Here is a 19,835-nt window from a genome sequence, read left to right on the forward strand (position 1 = left end):
ATCATTCATTGAGATAATCATTCATAAAGACAATCATTCATAAAGATAATCATTCATAAAAATAGTTACTCATAAAAATAGTTACTGAGCGACTGACCGTGAGTTATTTTGCCTTTATGGCTGGGTAGTTAACATCAGCGTTTGTTACTGGTTTTGTTATTAGTAACAATGGGTTCAAGAAATACAGTCTTTGATGATGTTAGTGATATCAGTGCTTTTCTTTATAGCAGCTAGCCGTTATCCTAGCAATAATTTTGCGGTTTGCCGCATTCTTTTACCGATAAGTTTACGCTATGCCAATACCTGAGTCTGATAATTCTGTGAATACCCGTGATTCTAATAGCCGTGAGGTCATTAACAGCTCTAACGATGTCATTAATAGCTCTAATGGGGTCATTAACCGCTCTAATGGGGTCATTAACCGCTCTAATATCGATGCGATGAGCATTCCGCTTGCGCTATACATTCACATTCCGTGGTGTGTGAAAAAGTGCCCTTACTGCGATTTTAACTCGCATGAATTGGGTACGGATGTCTCGACGTCCATGTATGATGGATACGTGGATGCGCTATTACTAGACGCGCGTATGCAGCGGCCATTGACCCAAGGGCGAGAGATTAGTTCCATATTTATCGGTGGTGGTACGCCATCATTGTTACCTATAGCCCAGTATCAGCGCTTATTTTCCGGATTACGGGCGTGTTTTAATTTTGCCGATGACATTGAAGTCACGATGGAGGCCAATCCAGGTACTTTAGAGCATGCGCCATTTTCTGAGTATTTAGAAGTGGGTATCAATCGTTTGTCTATTGGGGTGCAAAGCTTCGCCGCTGATAAGTTGCAAACGCTTGGGCGTATTCATGACCCTGAGCAAGCAGTGTCTGCGATTAAAGCGGCGCGCGAAGCTGGGTTTGCGCGAGTAAATGTAGATTTAATGCACGGATTGCCACAACAAACGCTGGTTGAAGCGCTACATGACATTCAAATGGCACATGATACCGGTGCGACCCATATCTCATGGTATCAGCTGACTATTGAGCCCAATACGGTGTTTTATCGTAGTCAGCCTATCTTGCCAGACGAGGACAGCTTGGCTGATATTGAGCAAGCAGGGCAGGCGTTATTGCAGAGTTTGGGTTATAACAATTATGAAGTGTCAGCATGGGCTGGCAGGTTAGATGCCCCCTGTCGTCATAATGTGAATTACTGGCAGTTTGGCGATTATCTAGCGATTGGTGCAGGTGCGCATGGCAAAGTCAGTATTAATGAGCCTGTTGATTTACCAGATGATAGTTCAAAAGATGATAGTTCAAAAGATGATAGTTCAAAAGATAATAGTTCAAAAGATAATAGTTCAAAAGATAATAGTTTGCTCAATACAGGTTCACTAGATACGGATTTAACAGCTATTAGCTTTAAAAATAACCCCTACTTAAAACAAGCCGGTATTTACCGTTTCAGTAAATCACGATTGCCTAAGGACTATGTGGCCCACAAAGATGAGGCAGTCGATCCAGATAATAGGGCTGGTCAAGATTCAAAACAGCAAAGTGAAGTGGGCCAAAAGGCACCAAAAATGATTGGTTGGCAGGCGATTGCCAGTGATGAGTTGGTCAGCGAGTTTATGTTAAATGCCTTGCGTCTGCATGACGGCGTAACCTGGGCCTTATTCGAAGCTCGAACCAATTTAAGCTATAGTGATATTGCTAGCCAAGTAGACAAGCTAGTAAGCCAAGGCTTACTAATAGACAGTAAGGATAAGCTACAACCTACCGCACTAGGTCAGCGTTATCTCAATCAGATATTGCGAGAGTTTTTGTAGCCTAGTTCGTTATGAACGACCATAACTTTGTATCCTAAGATACCAGTAGCACCCTGACACAAATGTATCTATTTTATTTCTAACTGGCTATATCCCTTCTATAAGTGAGCATCAAAAACAGCATAAAAAAAAGGCTTACCAATAAGGTAAGCCTTTTAAACATTAAATCTGAGTATTAAAACCTAGATTTTGTTTTGTACTTCTTGAGCACTACCCGTTACAGCGCTACCAGCACTTGATACGTCTTGGCCTAGACCTTTAAAAGTGTTGCAACCAGTCAGTACAAACATAGCAGCTAAAGATGCGATAATTAATTTTTTCATAATACTTTCCTCAAGATGGGTGAATTTATAACAATAAAGTAAATAACGTTGAGCTTTTGGCTAAAACGCCATAAACTAATTTTAGAATAAAGTGACACTGTTATTAAGTCATGTCAGACATGATAAAAAATGTCTTCCTGATCCTTAGCATTGCACTGCAATCCAACATAGCTATCATAATAAAAGTTAAAAACTATGCACAGTATCAAAATGTAATTATTGAAACTAAACTGTAACTTCTCATTACGCTCAACTACAAACTGCTCTACATAGCTGTCATCTAATTAAGGTTATTTGTACTCTTAGGGTACTGAGTTATAAGCAGAACATAGTTATAAAGACAGACCAGACCCTTACTCAGTTATTGATTGAACAACTTACGGAATTGTTATGACCATACACATTGTGCTGGTAGCCCCAAAAATGCCCAGTAACACCGGCAATATTATTCGTTTGTGTGCTAATAGTGGTGCGCAGCTACATTTAGTCAGACCTTTAGGGTTTGAACTGGACGATAAGAAGCTGCGCCGTGCAGGCCTTGATTACCATGAATACGCACATTTAAAAGTGCATGATGACTGGATGGTAGCGAAACAGGCATTAATAGCGGCAGACTGCCAGATCATCACGGCATTGACCACCAAGCTTAGCAAGCCGTTTTATGATTATGATTTTACTGCTCGGCCAAATGCCAATTCAAAAGACAATTTAAAAGACAGTTTAAAAGACAGTTTAAAAGATAGCTTGGAAGACAGTCCGGAGCAATCATCAAATACTGACGCTAATGGCGCATTAAATACAGCGCCCAATGTCGCACTGGTATTTGGCTCTGAGACCGCAGGTTTGTTAGAGGTGATACGTGATGATATTGGCGCCGCTCATTGGTTGAGACTGCCCATGCTACCTGACTCGCGCAGCTTGAATTTATCCAATAGCGTGGCGATTTGTTTGTATGAGGTATGGCGTCAGCAAGGCTTTGGTGGCGATGAAGGTCGCAGTGTAGGCTACGAGACTCTCACGGTCTATGATCCGAAATGATACCGGCTGGTGCGCCAAGCGTTATGACTCGCTAGGCGTTATAACCTGCTACTCATTATAAACAGTTAGGCGGTTTGGGCAGTCCAGCAAGACGATTAACATGGCGGGCGACCAAGCCGGTATTGAATAATTGTTGCAGCTTTTGATTACTAATCTCGTGCTCAGGTAGGGTCTGTTGTAGCCATTTGATCAGTGGACGAGTAGCAGGCGCGTGATTGAATTTATCAAAAAATGCGCGTACTTGCTGCAAGATCTGCAGATGTTCAACACTCAAATTGACATCCAACGTATCTGCAAGCTGTTGGGCGAGTGTAGGCGTCCAAATGGAATGATCACATAAGTGGCCGTCTTGATCCAACGTAATGTCGCCACTGCTGATAGACGCGTTATTAGCAATAGTAGGCTTGGTAAAAATAGTCATAAGGCAATGGTTACCACTTTATCAAACTGGGGATCTTGGGTCATTTTAACCCACTCTTCATCAGTCAAAATTCGGGTCAATTTGGCATTGAGGTTTAGCTCAGCGGTCGTACTGGCTGCTAGCTGTGCCACATCATCGGCAAGCGCATAAATACCGCCAACACCTCGTATTTCACTCTCATCCAAATAAGCCTCTAACCAGTCAATAAAAGCGACCGTCGTACCCAGTAATAGAATACTGTCGCCAGCGCGCCAGGTCAGCGCTATTTCTTTAGTGCTGCGTCTAAGGGTATCCATGGCGCTGTGTAGTTGGTATAAGGTGGCCATAAGGGTGTCCAATTGGTGTGGCTATGATATATACAATGATCAGAAGCTAGAAGCTAGAAGCTAGAAGCTTAGAATCTGATCAAAGTCTTGTGAGTTAATGATTGCAGGTATCAATGTCAATTGCGTCGCCAAGTCAGCTGGCAACATACCCGTGAGCCAACCGCTAAACACGTCATTAGGTAGCCAAGCGGCTGGCATGTCATATAATTCGAGAGACTGAATCATACCCTGTAAACGGGATTTGGGCTGCAGTAATAAGCCAAACACTGACGCGTCCAAATACAGCTGCACCTCATGACCAAAGGTCGCCAATGTCAAAGCGAGCGCGCAGCCTTCATAACTGGCCACTTCGGTCGGTGTGCGCAGCTGAATGAGTAATTTCATGGTTTATTCCCAATAAGGCGTTATTAGAACTGTATCAGGCGGCAGTCACCCTGCATCATCATTGCCAGCTCACTTAATCCTACTAAATGAAATCCTGTCGCTAGATTTTCGCCATCTAACCGGTGACGAGCGCTATTGTCAGTATCGCTAATACCGCGGGTGAGCGCAGTACTGACACAGCTTGGTAGCGGCAGCTGATACTGCTCAGACAGACGTTGCCACTGCTGTGTTAAGTTTAGCTGGTCAGCCGATTGCCAGCGTAAGCGATTGGCAGTATACGCGGCATCGGCATAAAAGAAGATGTTTAGCGGCTGCTTTATATTATCACTGGTAGCAGGGCTATTACTTACACCAAAGCTACTACGTGCAATAGGGCTACTACGCACATTAGAGCTGTTAGGCTGGTCAGTACCATCATCACCCTCGTTACTAGCAGCAGTAGCCGTTACTGTGAGTTGAAGCAATGCTCGAGCATAGCGTAGTGCTAAATGAGCAAGCGGATGACTGGGGTCAGCGGTAATTAATAGCAGTGTAGTAGGGGCAGCGGTTGCAAGCATAGTCATAGGTATCGTATCGCAAGTATTGCAGGTCGCTAGTATTATACCACTCCCCAAGCTGTTTTTTGGCATCGTCAAACTGGTGTTTGAAGTCAAAGACCAAAAATCCTTCTATAGAGGCACCTTTTTGACTAAAGTGTTCATGGGTCTCGAGCCTTGAGGTGGTCTTGCTTGAGGTGGTCTTGATAGCCACCTAGACAGAAGATTGCTACAAAAAGAAGATTGCTACAAAAAGAAAGGCACGCCGTCTATGTTTGCATTATTCATGCTACCATAAAGCCGACTAAATCAGAGGATGATAACGCTGTTAAAAGTAATTCTGTACTCATTATAGTCAAGGTTCACTATGGTCATATCGTAAGAAAAAACGATAAAATTTCCGCTAAGTTTACGTAGCCTTATCCTTCTATGCTGCCAGGAGTTGTTGTCGTTATGCTATCTGCCACACCCAATAGTACCGGTTACCAGCCTACACCCATCCAGCTACAAGTACTGGAAACTGCCAGTGAGTTTGCGTATCAGATTTGGGAAAGTCGAACGGTTTCGTGCCAGACATTTTTACGCAGCTATCCATTAGAATATACCTTAACTCGCCAGCAAATTGATGATCTTATTCAAGATTATACCTTAGATGAGAATTACCAGCTGGCTGATGAGTCCAAGGTAATGAGTGGTCTACGGCATCTGCGTATGCTGCTAATGATGCGTTGGATCTGGCAAGATGCCTTGGCATTAATTACGCTTGAGCAACTGACTGATGAGCTGTCTGAATTCGCTGATGGCTGTATCTTATTTGCTAAGGAGTATACCTATCAGCACCTAGCCAGGCAGTATGGGCATCCCATGTTTATTAACGCCAAAGGTAACAGCCAGATCGATGATATGGCGATTATGGCGATGGGTAAGCTAGGGGCTCATGAGCTGAACCTGTCTAGTGATATTGATCTGATATTTGTACATCAGGGCCGAGGTGAGACTGATGGTGACAAGGCTCAGGGTACACGCAGTATAGATAATAAGCGTTTTATGACTAGATTGGGTCAAGGCATTATCAAGCTGCTTGATAATAATACCGCTGATGGCTTTGTATTTCGGGTAGACATGCGCTTGCGCCCATGGGGTGACGGTAGTGACCTCGCTATTCATCTATCAGCACTAAAAAAATACTTTACCCATCATGGTCGTCCCTGGGAGCGTTTTGCTTGGTTAAAGGCGCGGGTGGTTGGTCAAATTCCACCGCCGTTTTATGACCAACTACAAGCCCTTATCAAGCCGTTCGTCTTTCGATACTATGTTGACTATAGTGCATTTTCGGCGCTGCGTGAGATGAAGTCGTTAATTCAAAATCAAGTGGCGCAGCGTGAGGATTTGGACAATATCAAGCTTGGAGCAGGTGGCATCCGCGATATTGAATTTATTGTACAAGCTTTTCAGTTGATTCATGGCGGTAGGCACCCACAGTTACAGGTCAAGTCTTGCTTGCAAGCTTTGCAAGCCTTATGCAAATTGGGCTACCTAGAGCAGTTAACCTATGAGCAATTACAGGCGGCCTATCGATTCTTACGTCGGCTTGAGCATGGCATTCAAGCGATTAATGATCAACAGACCCAGCGTTTGCCGCATGATGTTCAGTGGCAGCATAACCTCGCCATTACTCTTGGTTTTGAGGATTGGACGGCATTACTGACGACACTCAACCACCACCGGGATACTGTCAACGTACCGTTTGAGCGAATGGTGACTGAACGTCAGACTCCGGCACAAGAAGACACTGCCCTTGAGCCGGTTGATCTTGATAAAAAAATCGCTCAGCTCGATACCGTATTAACCGAAGAGAATCGTGCGCAATTAGCGGTTTTTTGGCAGTCAAAGATGGTGGCTAACCTTAGTGATGAGGCCAGAACTCGTTTAGATGAAGCCTACCCCCTGATCGTACATGCGCTGCTGTCGCATCAAGAACACCAGCAATTAGCCAATACCGCACTGCCGCGCTTGATTGCCCTGCTTGAGGCCATTTGTCGCCGTTCCATTTATTTAGTTATGATCGCAGAAAACCCTAACGCGACGGTCGAGCTGATTCCGATGCTGTCAGCCAGTCCTTGGATTGCCAAAGAGTTGGCCCGCTATCCGGTATTGCTCGATACTTTTTTACAGCAGCGTTATCGTCACTTGCCTGATAAGCCTGAGCTGCGTGATATTTTACGTCAACAGTTATTACGGGTAGAGCCCAGTGACGAAGAAAAACTGCTCAGTGTACTGCGCTTATTCAAAAAGAATCAAGTATTGGCAGTGGCCGCTAGTGATGTGCTCGCTGAGCGGCCTATTATGAAGGTGTCAGATTCTCTAACACACATCGCAGCAGTGGTGTTAGAGGCGGCGCTTGAGCGTGCCTTTGCAGAAATAGTTAAGCGCTATGGTTACCCCATCGCTCAAGATGGTGATCCGGTTACTGAAGCGGATTGTGGCTTTGCTATCATTGGTTATGGCAAGCTTGGCGGGCTTGAACTCTCGTATTCTTCCGATTTAGATCTGGTATTCTTACACAAGATAAAAGAGCAGGGCATGACCACGGGCGAGCACTCGGTAAGTGGCATGAAGTTTGCGGCGCGCCTCGCCCAAAAGTTGATGACCTTTTTAAATACTCAAACCCGTGATGGTCGCGCTTATGAAGTTGACATGCGCTTGCGTCCCTCTGGGAATGCCGGCATGATGGTGGTCTCCTGTCACGCGTTTGAGACTTATCAGCTGCGTAAGGCCTGGTCATGGGAACATCAAGCATTAGTACGAGCACGGGCGATCTGTGGTGACAAGCGTGTGACTATGCGCTTTTGTGATATTCGTCGAACGGTGCTGGCATTGCCACGTACTCTAGAACAGGTGCGTACAGAAGTGACGAGCATGCGTATTAAGATGCAAAAACATCTGGGCACCAGCCAGTGGCAACAACAAGCTGGCAAGTTTCATTTAAAACAAGATGCTGGTGGTATTATTGATATTGAGTTTCTGGCTCAGTTTGCGGTACTGGCCTATTCACACGACTATCCAACGCTCACTAAATGGAGTGATAACGTTCGTATCTTTGAAGAAGTGGCCTTGCTGGGTATTTGGGATTCGCAAGTATGTCAGGACTTGACCGATGCTTATTTAAGAATTCGGGCAGCGACCCATCAATTGGCTTTATCTGAGCAATCGTTATTGGTTGATGAGTCGTTATGGACAGACACTAGAGCTTTGGTGCAAGCTCAATGGCAGCATCTTATGGGTGTAGAACCAATAGAGGAACAGTAGGTCAAATCAACAATCAGGTTGGTATAAATAAAAGCCATTTAATACTCAACTAAAATATTTCATTCGCTTAGTCTGCCAGTGATATAATCATTTGCACATTATAAAGTCTGAAAATATATAGTCGTTTAGAATAAGTATCATTGGTAGAGATAACTTTAATTAACACTTACTCAAAAAAGTTAGACGACAGCGCTAGCAAAAGGAATATAAAATGAACATGGCAACACAAGATGGTAAGCTTTGGATGAATGGCACGATGATAGATCAGCCAGATGCCAAGGTTCATGTATTGACCCACAGCTTACATTACGGCATAGCAGTATTTGAAGGCGTTCGCGCTTACCAAACGGCGGACAAGCGTACTGCCGTTTTTCGCTTAACTGATCATGTCGAGCGTTTGCTGGGTTCGGCCTTTATTTTTCAATTGGAAGTGCCTTTTGATGCGGCTACTCTTGAGCAAGCACATAAAGATGTGGTCAAGCAGAACAATCTAGAAGAAGCCTATATTCGTCCGCTGATATGGCTTGGCGCAGAAAAGCTAGGCTTAGCGGCTCATGACAATAGTGTCAATGCGATGGTTGCAGCCTGGCATTGGGGTGCTTATCTTGGTGAGGAAGGGATCCAAAATGGTATCCGTGTAAAGACTTCATCGTACACGCATCATTTACCTAACGTGACCATGTGCAAAGCCAAAGCCTCGAGTAATTATCCAGTGTCTATTATGGCCAATCGAGAAGTCACTCGTAACGGCTATGACGAAGCGATCATGATGGACTCACAAGGCTATGTCTGCCAAGGTTCAGGTGAAAACTTATTCTTAGTCAAGAATGGCGAGCTACATACCCCAGACTTAGCAGGCGGGGCACTAGATGGCATTACTCGTCGCAGTATTATCCAGTTCGCTGAAGATTTGGGTATCAAGGTCACTGAGCGCCGTATTACTCGTGATGAGTTTTATCTGGCTGACGAAATATTTATGACTGGTACGGCTGCTGAAGTCACACCTATTCGTGAATATGACGATCGTAAAATTGGTAATGGTGGTCGCGGTGAGATGACTGAAAAATTACAAACTCTATATTTTGATGTGGTTCACGGCCGCAATGAGCAGTATATGCATTGGTTAAGCTTTATTGACTAGAGGTTGCTTACCTTAAAGTTAGAGGTGTTTTAAAAAAGCTAAGACTTGTTTATAGTTTTAGTTTTTTGCATATTCGTAGCAGACCTCTTGCATAAGTCATCGCTAGCCCTCGTAACCTCGTAACCTCGTCAGTGGAAGTCAACGAACTCGTACTTTCGCAAGAGGTCTAGTGTTATCAAGATAGAACTAAGAGTAGCCTATACGTAATTTTATTTATGTACTGTTTTGCGGTAGAGTTAACTACTTACAAATTAGCTTTAGCTGAATATATTCAAGCTTAGTAACAAAATCTTAAGGAAGAGTTTAATGTTAACAAATAAGACTATTCTTATTACTGGTGGTACAGGCTCATTCGGCCATACTTTTGTACCCATGACCTTAGAAAAATATAATCCTAAAAAAATCATCATCTTTTCACGTGATGAGATGAAGCAATGGGAAATGGCAAAGAAATTTGAAGGCGATGATCGTGTACGTTTCTTTATTGGTGATGTCCGTGATAAAGACCGCCTGTATCGTGCCTTAGATGGCGTGGACTACGTAGTACATGCGGCAGCCACTAAAATTGTCCCTACTGCTGAATACAATCCTTTTGAATGTATAAAAACCAATGTCAACGGTGCGATGAACTTAATTGATGCCTGCATTGATAAAGGTGTCAAAGGTGTCGTGGCACTATCTACTGATAAAGCCAGTAGCCCTATTAATCTGTATGGAGCCTCTAAGCTTGCCTCTGACAAACTATTCGTAGCGGGTAACTCCTACTCTGGTGAGCATGGTTCTACGTTTTCAGTAGTACGCTATGGTAATGTTATGGGATCTCGTGGATCAGTCATTCCATTCTTTATGTCTATCAAAGATAAAGGGGTATTGCCGATTACAGACGACCGCATGACTCGCTTTATGATCTCATTGGAAGATGGGGTCAAATTGGTTTGGCATGCATTCGATGACATGGTTGGTGGTGAGATTTACGTTAAAAAAATCCCATCAATGAAAATGACTGATTTAGCCCACGTGGTCGCACCAGAAGCGAAACAGGAAGTCATAGGTATTCGTCCTGGCGAAAAACTGCATGAGCAAATGATTAGTGCTGAAGACGCCTACTATACTTATGAGTATCCAGAGCACTTCAAGATTTTACCTACCATCAATAAATGGGCAACCGATCCAGCCCGCATCAAAGATGGCAAGCGAGTGCCTGAGGGTTTTGTGTATTCAAGCGACAATAATCCAGAGTGGATGAGTAACGCTGAATTACAAGACTGGATTGACATCAACCGTGAAAAAATTGGGAGTATCTAAATGATCCCCTATGGCCGCCAAGACATAAATCAGCAAGACATTAATGCCGTCGTTGATGTTCTAAAATCAGATTTTTTGACTCAAGGACCTCAAGTTCCTTTGTTTGAGCAAGCGGTCATGAATGTCTGTGGCGCTCATTACGCAGTGGCAGTTAATAGTGCAACCTCTGCCCTGCATATCGCTTGTCTTGCATTGGGATTAGGTAAAGGCGATTGGCTCTGGACGACGCCTAACACCTTTGTGGCTTCAGCAAACTGTGGATTGTATTGTGGCGCGCAGGTTGATTTTGTTGATATTGATCCTCGTACTTATAATTTATGTGCAAAAGAGCTAGAAAAGAAACTAATTGCTGCAGAAAAAGTGGGAACATTACCTAAAATAGTAATTCCAGTCCATTTCAGTGGGCAGCCTTGTGACATGCAGGCAATACATACCTTAGCAAAAAAGTATGGTTTTAAAGTCATTGAAGATGCCTCACATGCGATTGGTGGCAAGTATCAAGGTGAGCCTATTGGTAATTGTCATTATAGCGATATTACGGTATTTAGTTTTCACCCTGTAAAAATAATCACTACCGCTGAAGGTGGTATGGCAGTGACGAATAGCCCAGAGTTGGCACAGAAGTTAGACTTACTGCGCAGCCATGGTATTACCCGTGATACCCATCTAATGACCAAACCCATGGACGGTCCTTGGTATTACCAGCAAGTTGATTTGGGTTTCAACTACCGCATGACAGACTTGCAGGCTGCTTTGGGTGTGTCGCAGATGCAGCGTTTAAATGCTTTTGTTACCAAACGTCATGAATTGGCACAGCGTTATGATACCTTACTTAAAGACTTGCCTGTCACGTTGCCCTGGCAGCATCCAGACAGCTATTCAGGTCTGCATTTATATGTAATTCGGTTACAATTAGATAAAATCGATAAAACCCATCTTGAAGTTTTTGAAGGACTACGTGAGGCTGGAATTTTAGTTAACTTGCATTATATTCCTGTGCATATGCAGCCGTATTATCAAGAGATGGGTTTTGAGGAAGGACTGTTTCCGCAGGCAGAGCAGTATTATAAAGAAGCTATTAGTATCCCTATGTTTCCAACACTGACTGAAAAGCAGCAAGATGAAGTTATTGCTATTCTTGGAGAGCTATTACTGTGAAGATTGCTGTGATTCCAGCCCGAGGTGGTAGCAAGCGCATACCGCGTAAAAATATTAAAGAGTTTTGTGGTAAGCCGATAATTGCCTATTCAATTGAGGCGGCGCTACAATCAGGCTGCTTTGATAAAGTCATTGTTTCTACAGACGATGTGGAAATTGCAGAAGTTGCTAAAAAATACGGTGCTGAAGTACCATTCATGCGACCAGTAAAGCTATCAGACGATTACTCAGGCACTATTCCTGTTATTTGTCATGCTATTGAATGGTTTGTAAAGCAAGGGCTTGATCCACAGCTGGTGTGTTGCTTATACGCCACGGCTCCTTTTGTGACTCCTGAGTATTTACAGCAAGGTTTGCAGCAGCTTAAAGAAACAGACGCTGCTTACGCTTTTACAGTAACCAGTTATGCTTTTCCTATTCAGAGGGCGATCAAAATTCATCCTGAATTAGGTATGGAAATGTTTGACCCAGAGAGCTTCAATACTCGCTCTCAAGATTTAGAAGAAGCTTGGCATGATGCGGGTCAATTCTATTGGGGTAGGGTAGGTGCTTGGCTAAGTGAAAAAATAATCTTTGGGGCTGACTCTACTCCAGTTATTTTGCCAAGACACCGTGTACAAGATATTGATACTCCCGAAGATTGGACGCGTGCCGAATGGCTATTCAAAGCGATGCAAACATGAAAGTTGTCTTTCGCTGTGATGCCTCACTCCAGATAGGTACAGGGCATGTGATGCGCTGCTTGACTTTGGCTGATGCGTTAACAGAGCAGGGTGCTGAATGTCACTTTATTTGCCGTGAGCATACAGGCCAATTGCTTGATATGATTCAACAGCGTGGACATCAGACTTATAGCCTTCCTGTTGAAAGTGGGTTGCAACTACAAAATGGAGAGAGAGCAGAGCTTGCTCACGCGGACTGGTTAGGGTCTACGCAACAGAAAGATGCAGAACTTTGTGGTAATCTTCTTCAGGTATTACAGACTGACTGGCTAATTGTTGATCATTATGCGTTAGATGAACATTGGGAAAAGTTACTTCGGCCCTATTGCAAAAAACTAATGGTTATCGATGATTTAGCTGATAGACATCATAATTGCGATATATTACTTGATCAAACATTCGGCCGTGATCCACAGAATTATGTTCAATGGGTTCCTAGAAATTGTAAGCTGTTATGTGGCGCTAATTACGCTTTGCTACGCCCTGAGTTTTCACAGTGGCGTGAATACAGTATCAAGCGTCGTGAAAAAGGTCAGCTTGAGCATCTCCTTATAAATTTGGGCGGTGTTGATAAAGACAATGTAACAACACAAATACTCAAGGGACTTCAAAATAGTGCTCTACCTGACTACTGTAAAATTACGGTAGTGATGGGTTCAAAAGCCCCCTGGGTTGACGTTGTACAGCAGCAAGCGGCATTGATGCGATGGCCAACGGAAGTGAAGAAGGGCGTAAGTAATATGGCTGAGCTAATGGCCAATAGTGATTTGGCGATTGGTGCAGCAGGTTCAACTTCATGGGAAAGATGCTGCTTGGGGCTTCCGACTATTATGTTGGTTTTAGCTGATAATCAACAGCAACTTGCCATAAACCTACAGCAAGCTAATGCTGTATATACTGTTAATTTAGGCTTGGCCTTTGATTCATCAGTGTTGAACGCAATAGAGAATTTCATTCTCTCACCTTTGGCGTTAAAAGAAATGAGCCAGGCGTCTTCGGATATCCTTGATGGTTTGGGTACGAGCTTAACTATAAAAGAAATGGTAATTTAATATGTTATCGACTGCGAACTGTTGTGTGCGTCCAATGTTAGAGTCTGACCTTGAACAGGTATTAATATGGCGTAATCATCCTGATATACGTCGCTATATGTATACCCAGCACGAAATAAAATTAGCTGAACATACAAATTGGTTCAAAAAGGCTAACAATGATTCAAATCATCATTTGCTTGTTTTTGAGATCAACGATGTAGCTTCTGGATTTGTTAATATAAATAAATTAGCTCATGGCAATATCGCAGAATGGGGATTTTATGTCGCTCCAGATTCTGAAAAAGGGACTGGGAAACAATTAGGTATCACTGCGTTAAATTATGCTTTTCAAATGCTTGAACTACATAAGATATGTGGTCAAGCACTGGCTTACAACATACCTTCAGTCAGGTTTCATATCAGCCTTGGGTTTGTGCAGGAAGGGATACTAAGAGACCAGCATTTCGAAGATAAATGCTACCATAATGTAGTACATTTTGGTTTATTAGCCAATGAATGGAAAATAAAAGAGACTGAATTATGAATAACAAAACTATTTCGATAGCCGACAGAAAGATTGGTTTAGATTATCCTCCCTATATTATTGCTGAGTTATCTGCAAACCATAATGGTTGTATGGAAACTGCACTAAAAATCATTGAGCAGGCTAAAATCTGTGGGGCAGATGCTGTTAAATTGCAGACCTATACAGCAGAGACTATAACTTTAAACAGTCAGAATGAAGAGTTTATGATTCGTGGCGGCTTATGGGATGGTCAATCTTTATATGATCTATATGAAAAAGCCCATATGCCTTGGGAGTGGCACAAACCACTTTTTGAGTATGCTCGCAAATTAGGTATTACTATTTTTAGCTCTCCTTTTGATAATACGGCAGTTGATTTATTAGAAGATCTTAATACGCCTGCTTATAAAATAGCTTCTTTTGAAGCGGTTGATTTACCATTGATTAAATATGTTGCTAGTACCGGTAAGCCAATGATTATCTCGACTGGTATGGCCGATGCTGAAGAAATCCAAGAAGCAATCAATGCGGCGCGTGAAGGGGGCTGTAAAGAGCTTGCTATCTTACATTGTGTGAGTGGCTATCCTGCACCTTCTGAAGATTATAATCTGCGCACCATTACAGACATGAAGACACGTTTTGGTTTGGTCACAGGGTTGTCTGATCATACTATAGACAATACTACAGCAATAACTAGTGTAGCACTTGGCGCTTCTATTATAGAGAAACACTTTACGCTTGATCGTAATGGCGGTGGGCCTGATGATAGTTTCTCATTAGAACCAGCAGATTTGACAGCACTATGCCGCGATAGCAAAACAGCTTGGCACGCGCTCGGCCAAATTGATTACGGACGTAAAGCTAGTGAGCAAGCTAATACTCAGTTTCGACGCTCTCTATACTTTGTGAAGGATATGCAAGCAGGTGACATAATCACTGAGGATTCAGTACGTAGTGTTAGACCTGGGTTTGGTTTGGCTCCGAAATTTCTAAATAGTTTGTTGGGAAAAAAATTAGCTAAAGCAGTAATCAAAAATAGTCCTGTTCAAACTGATTATTTTAATTAGCTACTCACTGTTCTAACGAAACTACAAGGGCGTGCCCCTAATTTGAAAAAGTGCTGCTAAATCCTAAAACAAAGTTGATGTTTTATAAAAATAAGACATATAGATAAAATGGCAATACAAGTATTAATCGATAATCTTTGAGAGCATCTGCAACATGGTTGCTATCAAATAGACAGTAACCGAGCAATTATGGAAGCTGCGTACAGGCGCAACGTGGCGTGACACACCCAAAGAATTGTGCCTATGGAAACGGCTTATAACCATTTTAATCATTAGTCGAAGAAGGGGCTAGGGGAGATTTTATTTAGCTCATAGAAAGAAAGTGATACAGAATGGGTATTCATTTATGGAAGCTGTATACGGTTTCACCAGCATGCAAGTGAAGCTAGGCTAAGATGGGGCAGTTGGACAAAGCCTGTACGCACAGTATAATTCCTATTTTTCCTAAAATAAAGAATTCCAAACAGCCCAATCCAGACTTTGATAGTTATTTATACAAGTTAGTAGAAAACATATTTGTAAGACTCAAATATTTTCGCAGTATCGCTACATGATATGAAAAGTTAGCTCGCAATTTGAAGTCAATGCTTTACTTAGCGTGCATTATCGTTCATTGCAAAGTGAATTGAGAATACGCCCTAATAAGTCTAATGAAATTTAATGTTATTTTAAACATGTTTATGGAGAGTTCGTTGAAAGTATTGCATTTTGTAACAGGTGGGTTTTCAGGAGCGACTAAAGTTGCCGTGGACTTAATCACCGCACATAATCAAATCGAAGCTACTAAGAATCTGTTAGTACTAAGGCGGAAAAAAACGACAGTACCAGAAAAGCTCGTTGAATTAGATAATAAAAATATTGACTATCGGGTGATAACTGGTACGACGCATCTTGCAACTGTTCATGAATTAAGACGATTATGTGAGCAATGGCAACCTGATATTTTGGTTGCGCATGGATTTCCAGAGCATATTTTAGGGAGACAGGCAGGCTTGTTGGCTAAAGTACCCCATTTAGTACAAGTGGAGCATAACTCCAAAGAGCGCTATACCCCTTGGAAGCTGTACCAAACACGCAAATTAAGTAGGTCTACGGATAAAGTCGTTGCAGTCTCTAAAGGAGTGGCGTCAGAGTTATCAAAACAGAATCTGGAAGCACCTGTTCAAGCTATTACAAATGGTATTGATAGTCATCGCTATGGTGGCACGACAATGTTGCCTTTAGTGGAAAGACCGCAAGACTTAATTATGGTCGCTAGATATGCTAAGAGCAAAGATCATGTCACTTTAATAGAGGCACTTTACCAACTTAAGAGAAAAGGAATAGCCCTGAGTTTAACTCTCGTTGGTAGTGGGCGCAAGCGTTACGAAAACGAAGTTCATAGCTTGGTCAAGCGCTATAATTTAGGAAGCCAAATAAGTTTTATAAAGTATAGTAATGAAGTTGACAAGCTACTGATGCAGCATAAAGCCTTTGTAATGTCGAGTCGGTTTGAAGGTTTGAACCTGTCGGTTTTAGAAGCCATGGCAAGTGGCTGCGTGGTCATTGGTAGTCAAGCTATCGGTGTCGAAGAGTTGATTAATGATGGAGTGGATGGTTTTTTATTTCCTATTGGAGATGATAAAGTACTTGCAGGTATTATTAATAACGTTTTATCAGACCCCAAGGCTTATGAGCAGTTGACAACAACTGCTCGAAAAAAAGTTTTAAGTTCATACGATAAAAAACAAGTAACTCAAGCGTATTATGATTTATTTCAGCAGTTGCTTGAGAAACTATAAAAGTTGTATTGTCTAAAGTTTTAGCATAGCTTGTCATTTGGTTATCTTATCTCGTTATAGATAGACCGCTTTAATAATAGCTAAGCTGACTCTTTATTTTATTCTCAACCTTTCTGACATTTCGGCTATTGATTGTTTTACTCATCGCTCTAAAAGGAATGAGCAATTTTTCCCCAATCCCATCGACTAATACAAACTCGGCTACACCCTGTCTTTTTTCGGTATACATAATACCTGCAATATTAACTTCGCCAAACACCACATGTAATTCGCAACACTCATCAAAAAATCGATCAAGTGCTTTGGCATGTTTATCGTTGAATTTCTTTAGGTTAGAGATTTCGGATAATGTAAGCGGTGAACCGCTAGGGCCTATGATTCTTTCAGTAACTAATCCCAATCCTTGATTAGTGGCTACAAAACCGTAGATAGTTTCTACTGGGAAAGTGAATTTTTGATTATAATAGTTACTTTTACAAAGCTGTAGATACTGTAATATTTCTCTACGAAACTGTCTATATATTCCTTGAGATCGATGTGCACGCAAATGGTGCTGCTTAGACCTTCCTCCATTAGATGTAGCGTGCTCAGGTCTCATTACTTTAATTATTTTATTTGAGTCATCTGGATGTTCATATACTAATTTTTGTGTCCCCTGACCCAGTAACTTTAAATCTTCTACTAAAAACATGTTTTTGATTACTCCTATGAATAGACCTCTTGCAAAAGTCATTGCTTAAGCTCCAAATTAACCACCGCTGCGAACAGCTTCATTCTCAAGTCATAACGCTGACGACGATTGCGGTATCGCTGGGCAACTATCTTAAACAGCTTAACCAGACCTATTTTATGCTCAACTAGAATGCGAAACTTTGCCAAATACTGATTCGCTTGCTTGCAAAGCGCTAATAACTCACCCCCTTTTGGTTTTTTAAAAGGTATAAATGCTTGGTCATGGAGTTTGGCGATACCTTGATAGCCGCTGTCTGCTAGGTAGCTGGTGCTTTTAGGCAACCAGTCAGGACAAGTCTGTTTGTAAAGACTAAAGTCATGTACCGCCCCTTTGCAAGTTTGAACATCGAGTATAAGACCCGTCTGCCAGTGCACAATGACTTGCGCTTTTAAGGTGTGTTGTTTTCGCTTACCGCTGTAGTAGTCGCCTTGGTTTTTTTTGGACGCTCAATTGGGGTTTCAGTCGCATCTATAATGACCGCTGACCAGTTAATATCGTCAACATCACCACGAGGTAGCTTTTTGGGTAAGTCGAACTGACCTGAGCTGATAAGACTATCTTCTACTTTACGAACCATACGACTGGCAGAGGATTCGTGAATACCAAAGTCCATACCAATATGATAAAGCGTTCGGTATTCACGCCAATAGGTCAGCGCTAGCAGTATCTGCGCCTCCAAGCTAAGCTCACTTGGACGACCTGATTTGGTTTTAGCTGCTTCATGCTGACTCATAACTTTTAACATGGCATTAAAGGTAGTTTTTCGAATACCCGTATATAGTCAGTTCACAATAAAAAAATGTGTATAGCAATGTGCCACTGGTATAAATTTTTCTTGCGTGCTGTTCGCAAGCGTGACAGAGGCGGCAAAAAATTCATTCCAGTAGCATTGTATCTTGTTTAAATTGAATCGACTATAGCGTTTAAAACCTGCATCGTTTTGCTCAAGTAGTTTATCTATGTCAGGCATGACGATCATCTGATTGAGAGTGATACGTTCATTCTAATTCATGATGATACTTATGTAAGAGATCTAATGAGTATAAACTTTACAAGCTATATGTGCTGATTATTCTATGTGCGATTAAATAATATAAGTTGACTAAAAAATAATTTTTACGATTTATTAGTTATCTTGTAAAAGTAATTTTTCTTCGGTTTCATGAATGAAACTATAAGAGTTAGCAATTGATTTATGTAAGAGACATATCATACTCTTATTATATTTATATTAAATTTTTCAGATGCTAAATTATAAAAATCTTTATAATTTTCTGACAAAAATTTATCGCAAATATAAAATGACTTTATGGTATTTATATTTGTTAAGTTTAGAGATGCCGTACTAATAAAACTATATATCTCGACACGAGAGTCTGTATTCTTATTCAAAAAATTAATTATATATTCTTCAAAAATTAATTGACTATTTATAACTTTAACCTTAGTTATATCATAATTTTCACGTGGATGAGGGAAATAAAAATCTATATCTAATTTTTCTAGAGTTTTATGAATATAATCTGAGCAATAGCTATCATTGACTTCCGTCATCGGTTGACCTAAATAAAATTTAAAAACTTTTTTATTAGTAATATTCTCTTCACACTTATTATTATAAAGTGAAATATACTCAGTTGGACTAACGATGTTGGGTACATCTTTATATAACGTATAATGTAATAATGATAATTTTTTTACATTCGCCGTACAAGTATTTATTCCTATAAGATAAGATATAGTTCTTTTCCAAATACTAAGCCTTATGCTGGAGCTGTAGATATTGTTAGGTATGACATTAGCTATACCATCATCAAAAGTATAGATACTAGATTTACTATTTCTTGAAATTAGGTAATGAAAATGTCTAAAATCTATATTTGCTAGATAAAGATTTTGATATCTTTTATCCAAGTCCCCCCGTTTTAGCTCACCTATGTAGCTCAAAAAACTTGTTATACTAGACTTGGTATCTACATAATATAAACTATCTAAACACAGTGTTTTTAGTTTTTGATAATAATAATAATATTTATCATTATTACTTGGAGCCAAGACTAGTAAGTCAAATTCCTTCTCTTTGTTTAATTCAATAATTTTTTCCGCTATCAACATCTGTAGAGGTGTAGCACACATGATTAAACTTCTTGATTTCTGACTACTAATACTCATAAATTTATAACCATCAATAAATTGGAAAGTGAAGCT

19 protein-coding genes and 2 pseudogenes are annotated in these 19,835 nt (G+C 41.3%); 12 read left to right on the top strand and 9 right to left on the bottom strand.

Translation table 11 applies throughout. From position 1 onward, the window contains the following. Nucleotides 1-440 precede the first annotated feature (440 nt). A complete protein-coding gene (hemW, locus tag RCH20_RS07805; protein WP_327193236.1) occupies nucleotides 441-1,823 on the top strand; it encodes a radical SAM family heme chaperone HemW in 1,383 nt (460 codons plus the stop codon). 182 nt (nucleotides 1,824-2,005) lie between these two features. Here hemW and RCH20_RS07810 read toward each other — a convergent pair whose 3' ends face one another. Then, nucleotides 2,006-2,146 carry an entericidin A/B family lipoprotein gene (locus tag RCH20_RS07810; protein WP_209957643.1) on the bottom strand — a complete coding sequence of 47 codons (141 nt, stop codon included), beginning with the start codon at nucleotides 2,144-2,146 and terminating at the stop codon, nucleotides 2,006-2,008. Between the two features lie 390 nt (nucleotides 2,147-2,536). On the opposite strand from RCH20_RS07810, the gene RCH20_RS07815 reads away from it, so the two are divergent. Further along, a complete protein-coding gene (locus RCH20_RS07815) occupies nucleotides 2,537-3,184 on the top strand; it encodes a tRNA (cytidine(34)-2'-O)-methyltransferase (protein ID WP_327193180.1) in 648 nt (215 codons plus the stop codon). A gap of 55 nt (nucleotides 3,185-3,239) precedes the next feature. Here RCH20_RS07815 and RCH20_RS07820 read toward each other — a convergent pair whose 3' ends face one another. Genes RCH20_RS07820 through tusD form a run of 4 tightly spaced genes read right to left on the bottom strand, consistent with a single transcriptional unit; the run spans nucleotide 3,240 to nucleotide 4,878 of the window. Further along, nucleotides 3,240-3,605, bottom strand: a complete 366-nt coding sequence (locus RCH20_RS07820) for a TusE/DsrC/DsvC family sulfur relay protein (protein WP_327193181.1) — start codon at nucleotides 3,603-3,605, stop codon at nucleotides 3,240-3,242. After that, nucleotides 3,602-3,931: a hypothetical protein gene (locus RCH20_RS07825; RefSeq protein ID WP_327193182.1), complete on the bottom strand. Its 330-nt coding sequence runs from the start codon at nucleotides 3,929-3,931 to the stop codon at nucleotides 3,602-3,604. Before RCH20_RS07825 ends, RCH20_RS07820 begins: the two co-directional genes overlap by 4 nt. 60 nt (nucleotides 3,932-3,991) lie before the next feature. Then, nucleotides 3,992-4,315: a hypothetical protein gene (locus RCH20_RS07830; RefSeq protein ID WP_209957635.1), complete on the bottom strand. Its 324-nt coding sequence runs from the start codon at nucleotides 4,313-4,315 to the stop codon at nucleotides 3,992-3,994. A 23-nt stretch (nucleotides 4,316-4,338) separates the two neighbouring features. After that, entirely contained in the window at nucleotides 4,339-4,878 is a 540-nt protein-coding gene (gene tusD / locus RCH20_RS07835) for a sulfurtransferase complex subunit TusD (RefSeq protein ID WP_327193183.1), read from the bottom strand. Nucleotides 4,879-5,304: 426 nt separating this feature from the next. Between tusD and glnE the strand changes: the two genes are divergently transcribed. From glnE to RCH20_RS07885, 10 genes and pseudogenes are all read left to right on the top strand, one after another. After that, complete coding sequence (gene glnE, locus RCH20_RS07840; RefSeq protein WP_327193184.1) at nucleotides 5,305-8,160, top strand: bifunctional [glutamate--ammonia ligase]-adenylyl-L-tyrosine phosphorylase/[glutamate--ammonia-ligase] adenylyltransferase; 2,856 nt, start codon at nucleotides 5,305-5,307, stop codon at nucleotides 8,158-8,160. Nucleotides 8,161-8,371: 211 nt separating this feature from the next. Further along, nucleotides 8,372-9,301, top strand: coding sequence for a branched-chain amino acid transaminase (locus tag RCH20_RS07845; protein ID WP_327193185.1), 930 nt, complete (start codon nucleotides 8,372-8,374; stop codon nucleotides 9,299-9,301). Between the two features lie 306 nt (nucleotides 9,302-9,607). After that, nucleotides 9,608-10,606 carry a UDP-N-acetylglucosamine 4,6-dehydratase (inverting) gene (gene pseB / locus RCH20_RS07850; RefSeq protein WP_327193186.1) on the top strand — a complete coding sequence of 333 codons (999 nt, stop codon included), beginning with the start codon at nucleotides 9,608-9,610 and terminating at the stop codon, nucleotides 10,604-10,606. Beyond that, nucleotides 10,607-11,764 carry a UDP-4-amino-4,6-dideoxy-N-acetyl-beta-L-altrosamine transaminase gene (gene pseC, locus RCH20_RS07855; RefSeq protein WP_327193187.1) on the top strand — a complete coding sequence of 386 codons (1,158 nt, stop codon included), beginning with the start codon at nucleotides 10,607-10,609 and terminating at the stop codon, nucleotides 11,762-11,764. It abuts the gene before it with no gap. After that, the gene (gene pseF / locus RCH20_RS07860) at nucleotides 11,761-12,447 is read left to right on the top strand and encodes a pseudaminic acid cytidylyltransferase (protein ID WP_327193188.1); all 687 of its coding nucleotides are present in this window, start codon (nucleotides 11,761-11,763) and stop codon (nucleotides 12,445-12,447) included. Before pseC ends, pseF begins: the two co-directional genes overlap by 4 nt. Next, entirely contained in the window at nucleotides 12,444-13,538 is a 1,095-nt protein-coding gene (gene pseG / locus RCH20_RS07865) for a UDP-2,4-diacetamido-2,4,6-trideoxy-beta-L-altropyranose hydrolase (protein ID WP_327193189.1), read from the top strand. The genes pseF and pseG overlap by 4 nt, the downstream gene beginning before the upstream one ends. A 1-nt stretch (nucleotide 13,539) precedes the next feature. Continuing rightward, nucleotides 13,540-14,064: a UDP-4-amino-4,6-dideoxy-N-acetyl-beta-L-altrosamine N-acetyltransferase gene (pseH, locus tag RCH20_RS07870; protein ID WP_327193190.1), complete on the top strand. Its 525-nt coding sequence runs from the start codon at nucleotides 13,540-13,542 to the stop codon at nucleotides 14,062-14,064. After that, on the top strand, nucleotides 14,061-15,113 hold the full coding sequence (pseI, locus tag RCH20_RS07875; protein ID WP_327193191.1) for a pseudaminic acid synthase: 1,053 nt from the start codon (nucleotides 14,061-14,063) through the stop codon (nucleotides 15,111-15,113). Before pseH ends, pseI begins: the two co-directional genes overlap by 4 nt. A 187-nt stretch (nucleotides 15,114-15,300) precedes the next feature. After that, nucleotides 15,301-15,742, top strand: a pseudogene (locus tag RCH20_RS12490) (IS5/IS1182 family transposase); the annotation flags it as partial. A 63-nt stretch (nucleotides 15,743-15,805) separates the two neighbouring features. After that, a complete protein-coding gene (locus RCH20_RS07885) occupies nucleotides 15,806-16,894 on the top strand; it encodes a glycosyltransferase family 4 protein (protein WP_327193192.1) in 1,089 nt (362 codons plus the stop codon). Nucleotides 16,895-16,964: 70 nt separating this feature from the next. Here the strand turns inward: RCH20_RS07885 and RCH20_RS07890 are convergent, their stop codons facing one another. The 4 genes and pseudogenes from RCH20_RS07890 to RCH20_RS07905 form a co-directional block, all read right to left on the bottom strand. Further along, a complete protein-coding gene (locus tag RCH20_RS07890) occupies nucleotides 16,965-17,627 on the bottom strand; it encodes a YrbL family protein (protein ID WP_327193193.1) in 663 nt (220 codons plus the stop codon). Continuing rightward, a pseudogene (locus tag RCH20_RS07895) lies at nucleotides 17,624-18,007 on the bottom strand (transposase family protein); the annotation flags it as partial. The pseudogene RCH20_RS07895 and the gene RCH20_RS07890, both read right to left, overlap by 4 nt. Before the next feature lie 8 nt (nucleotides 18,008-18,015). Then, nucleotides 18,016-18,360: a helix-turn-helix domain-containing protein gene (locus tag RCH20_RS07900; protein ID WP_327193194.1), complete on the bottom strand. Its 345-nt coding sequence runs from the start codon at nucleotides 18,358-18,360 to the stop codon at nucleotides 18,016-18,018. 476 nt (nucleotides 18,361-18,836) lie between these two features. Beyond that, nucleotides 18,837-19,799 (bottom strand): glycosyltransferase family 52, encoded by a 963-nt coding sequence (locus tag RCH20_RS07905; RefSeq protein WP_327193196.1) that lies wholly within the window; start codon nucleotides 19,797-19,799, stop codon nucleotides 18,837-18,839. Between the last annotated feature and the right edge of the window lie 36 nt (nucleotides 19,800-19,835).

This window comes from Psychrobacter sp. PL15 (assembly GCF_035984995.1).
GTDB lineage: Bacteria > Pseudomonadota > Gammaproteobacteria > Pseudomonadales > Moraxellaceae > Psychrobacter.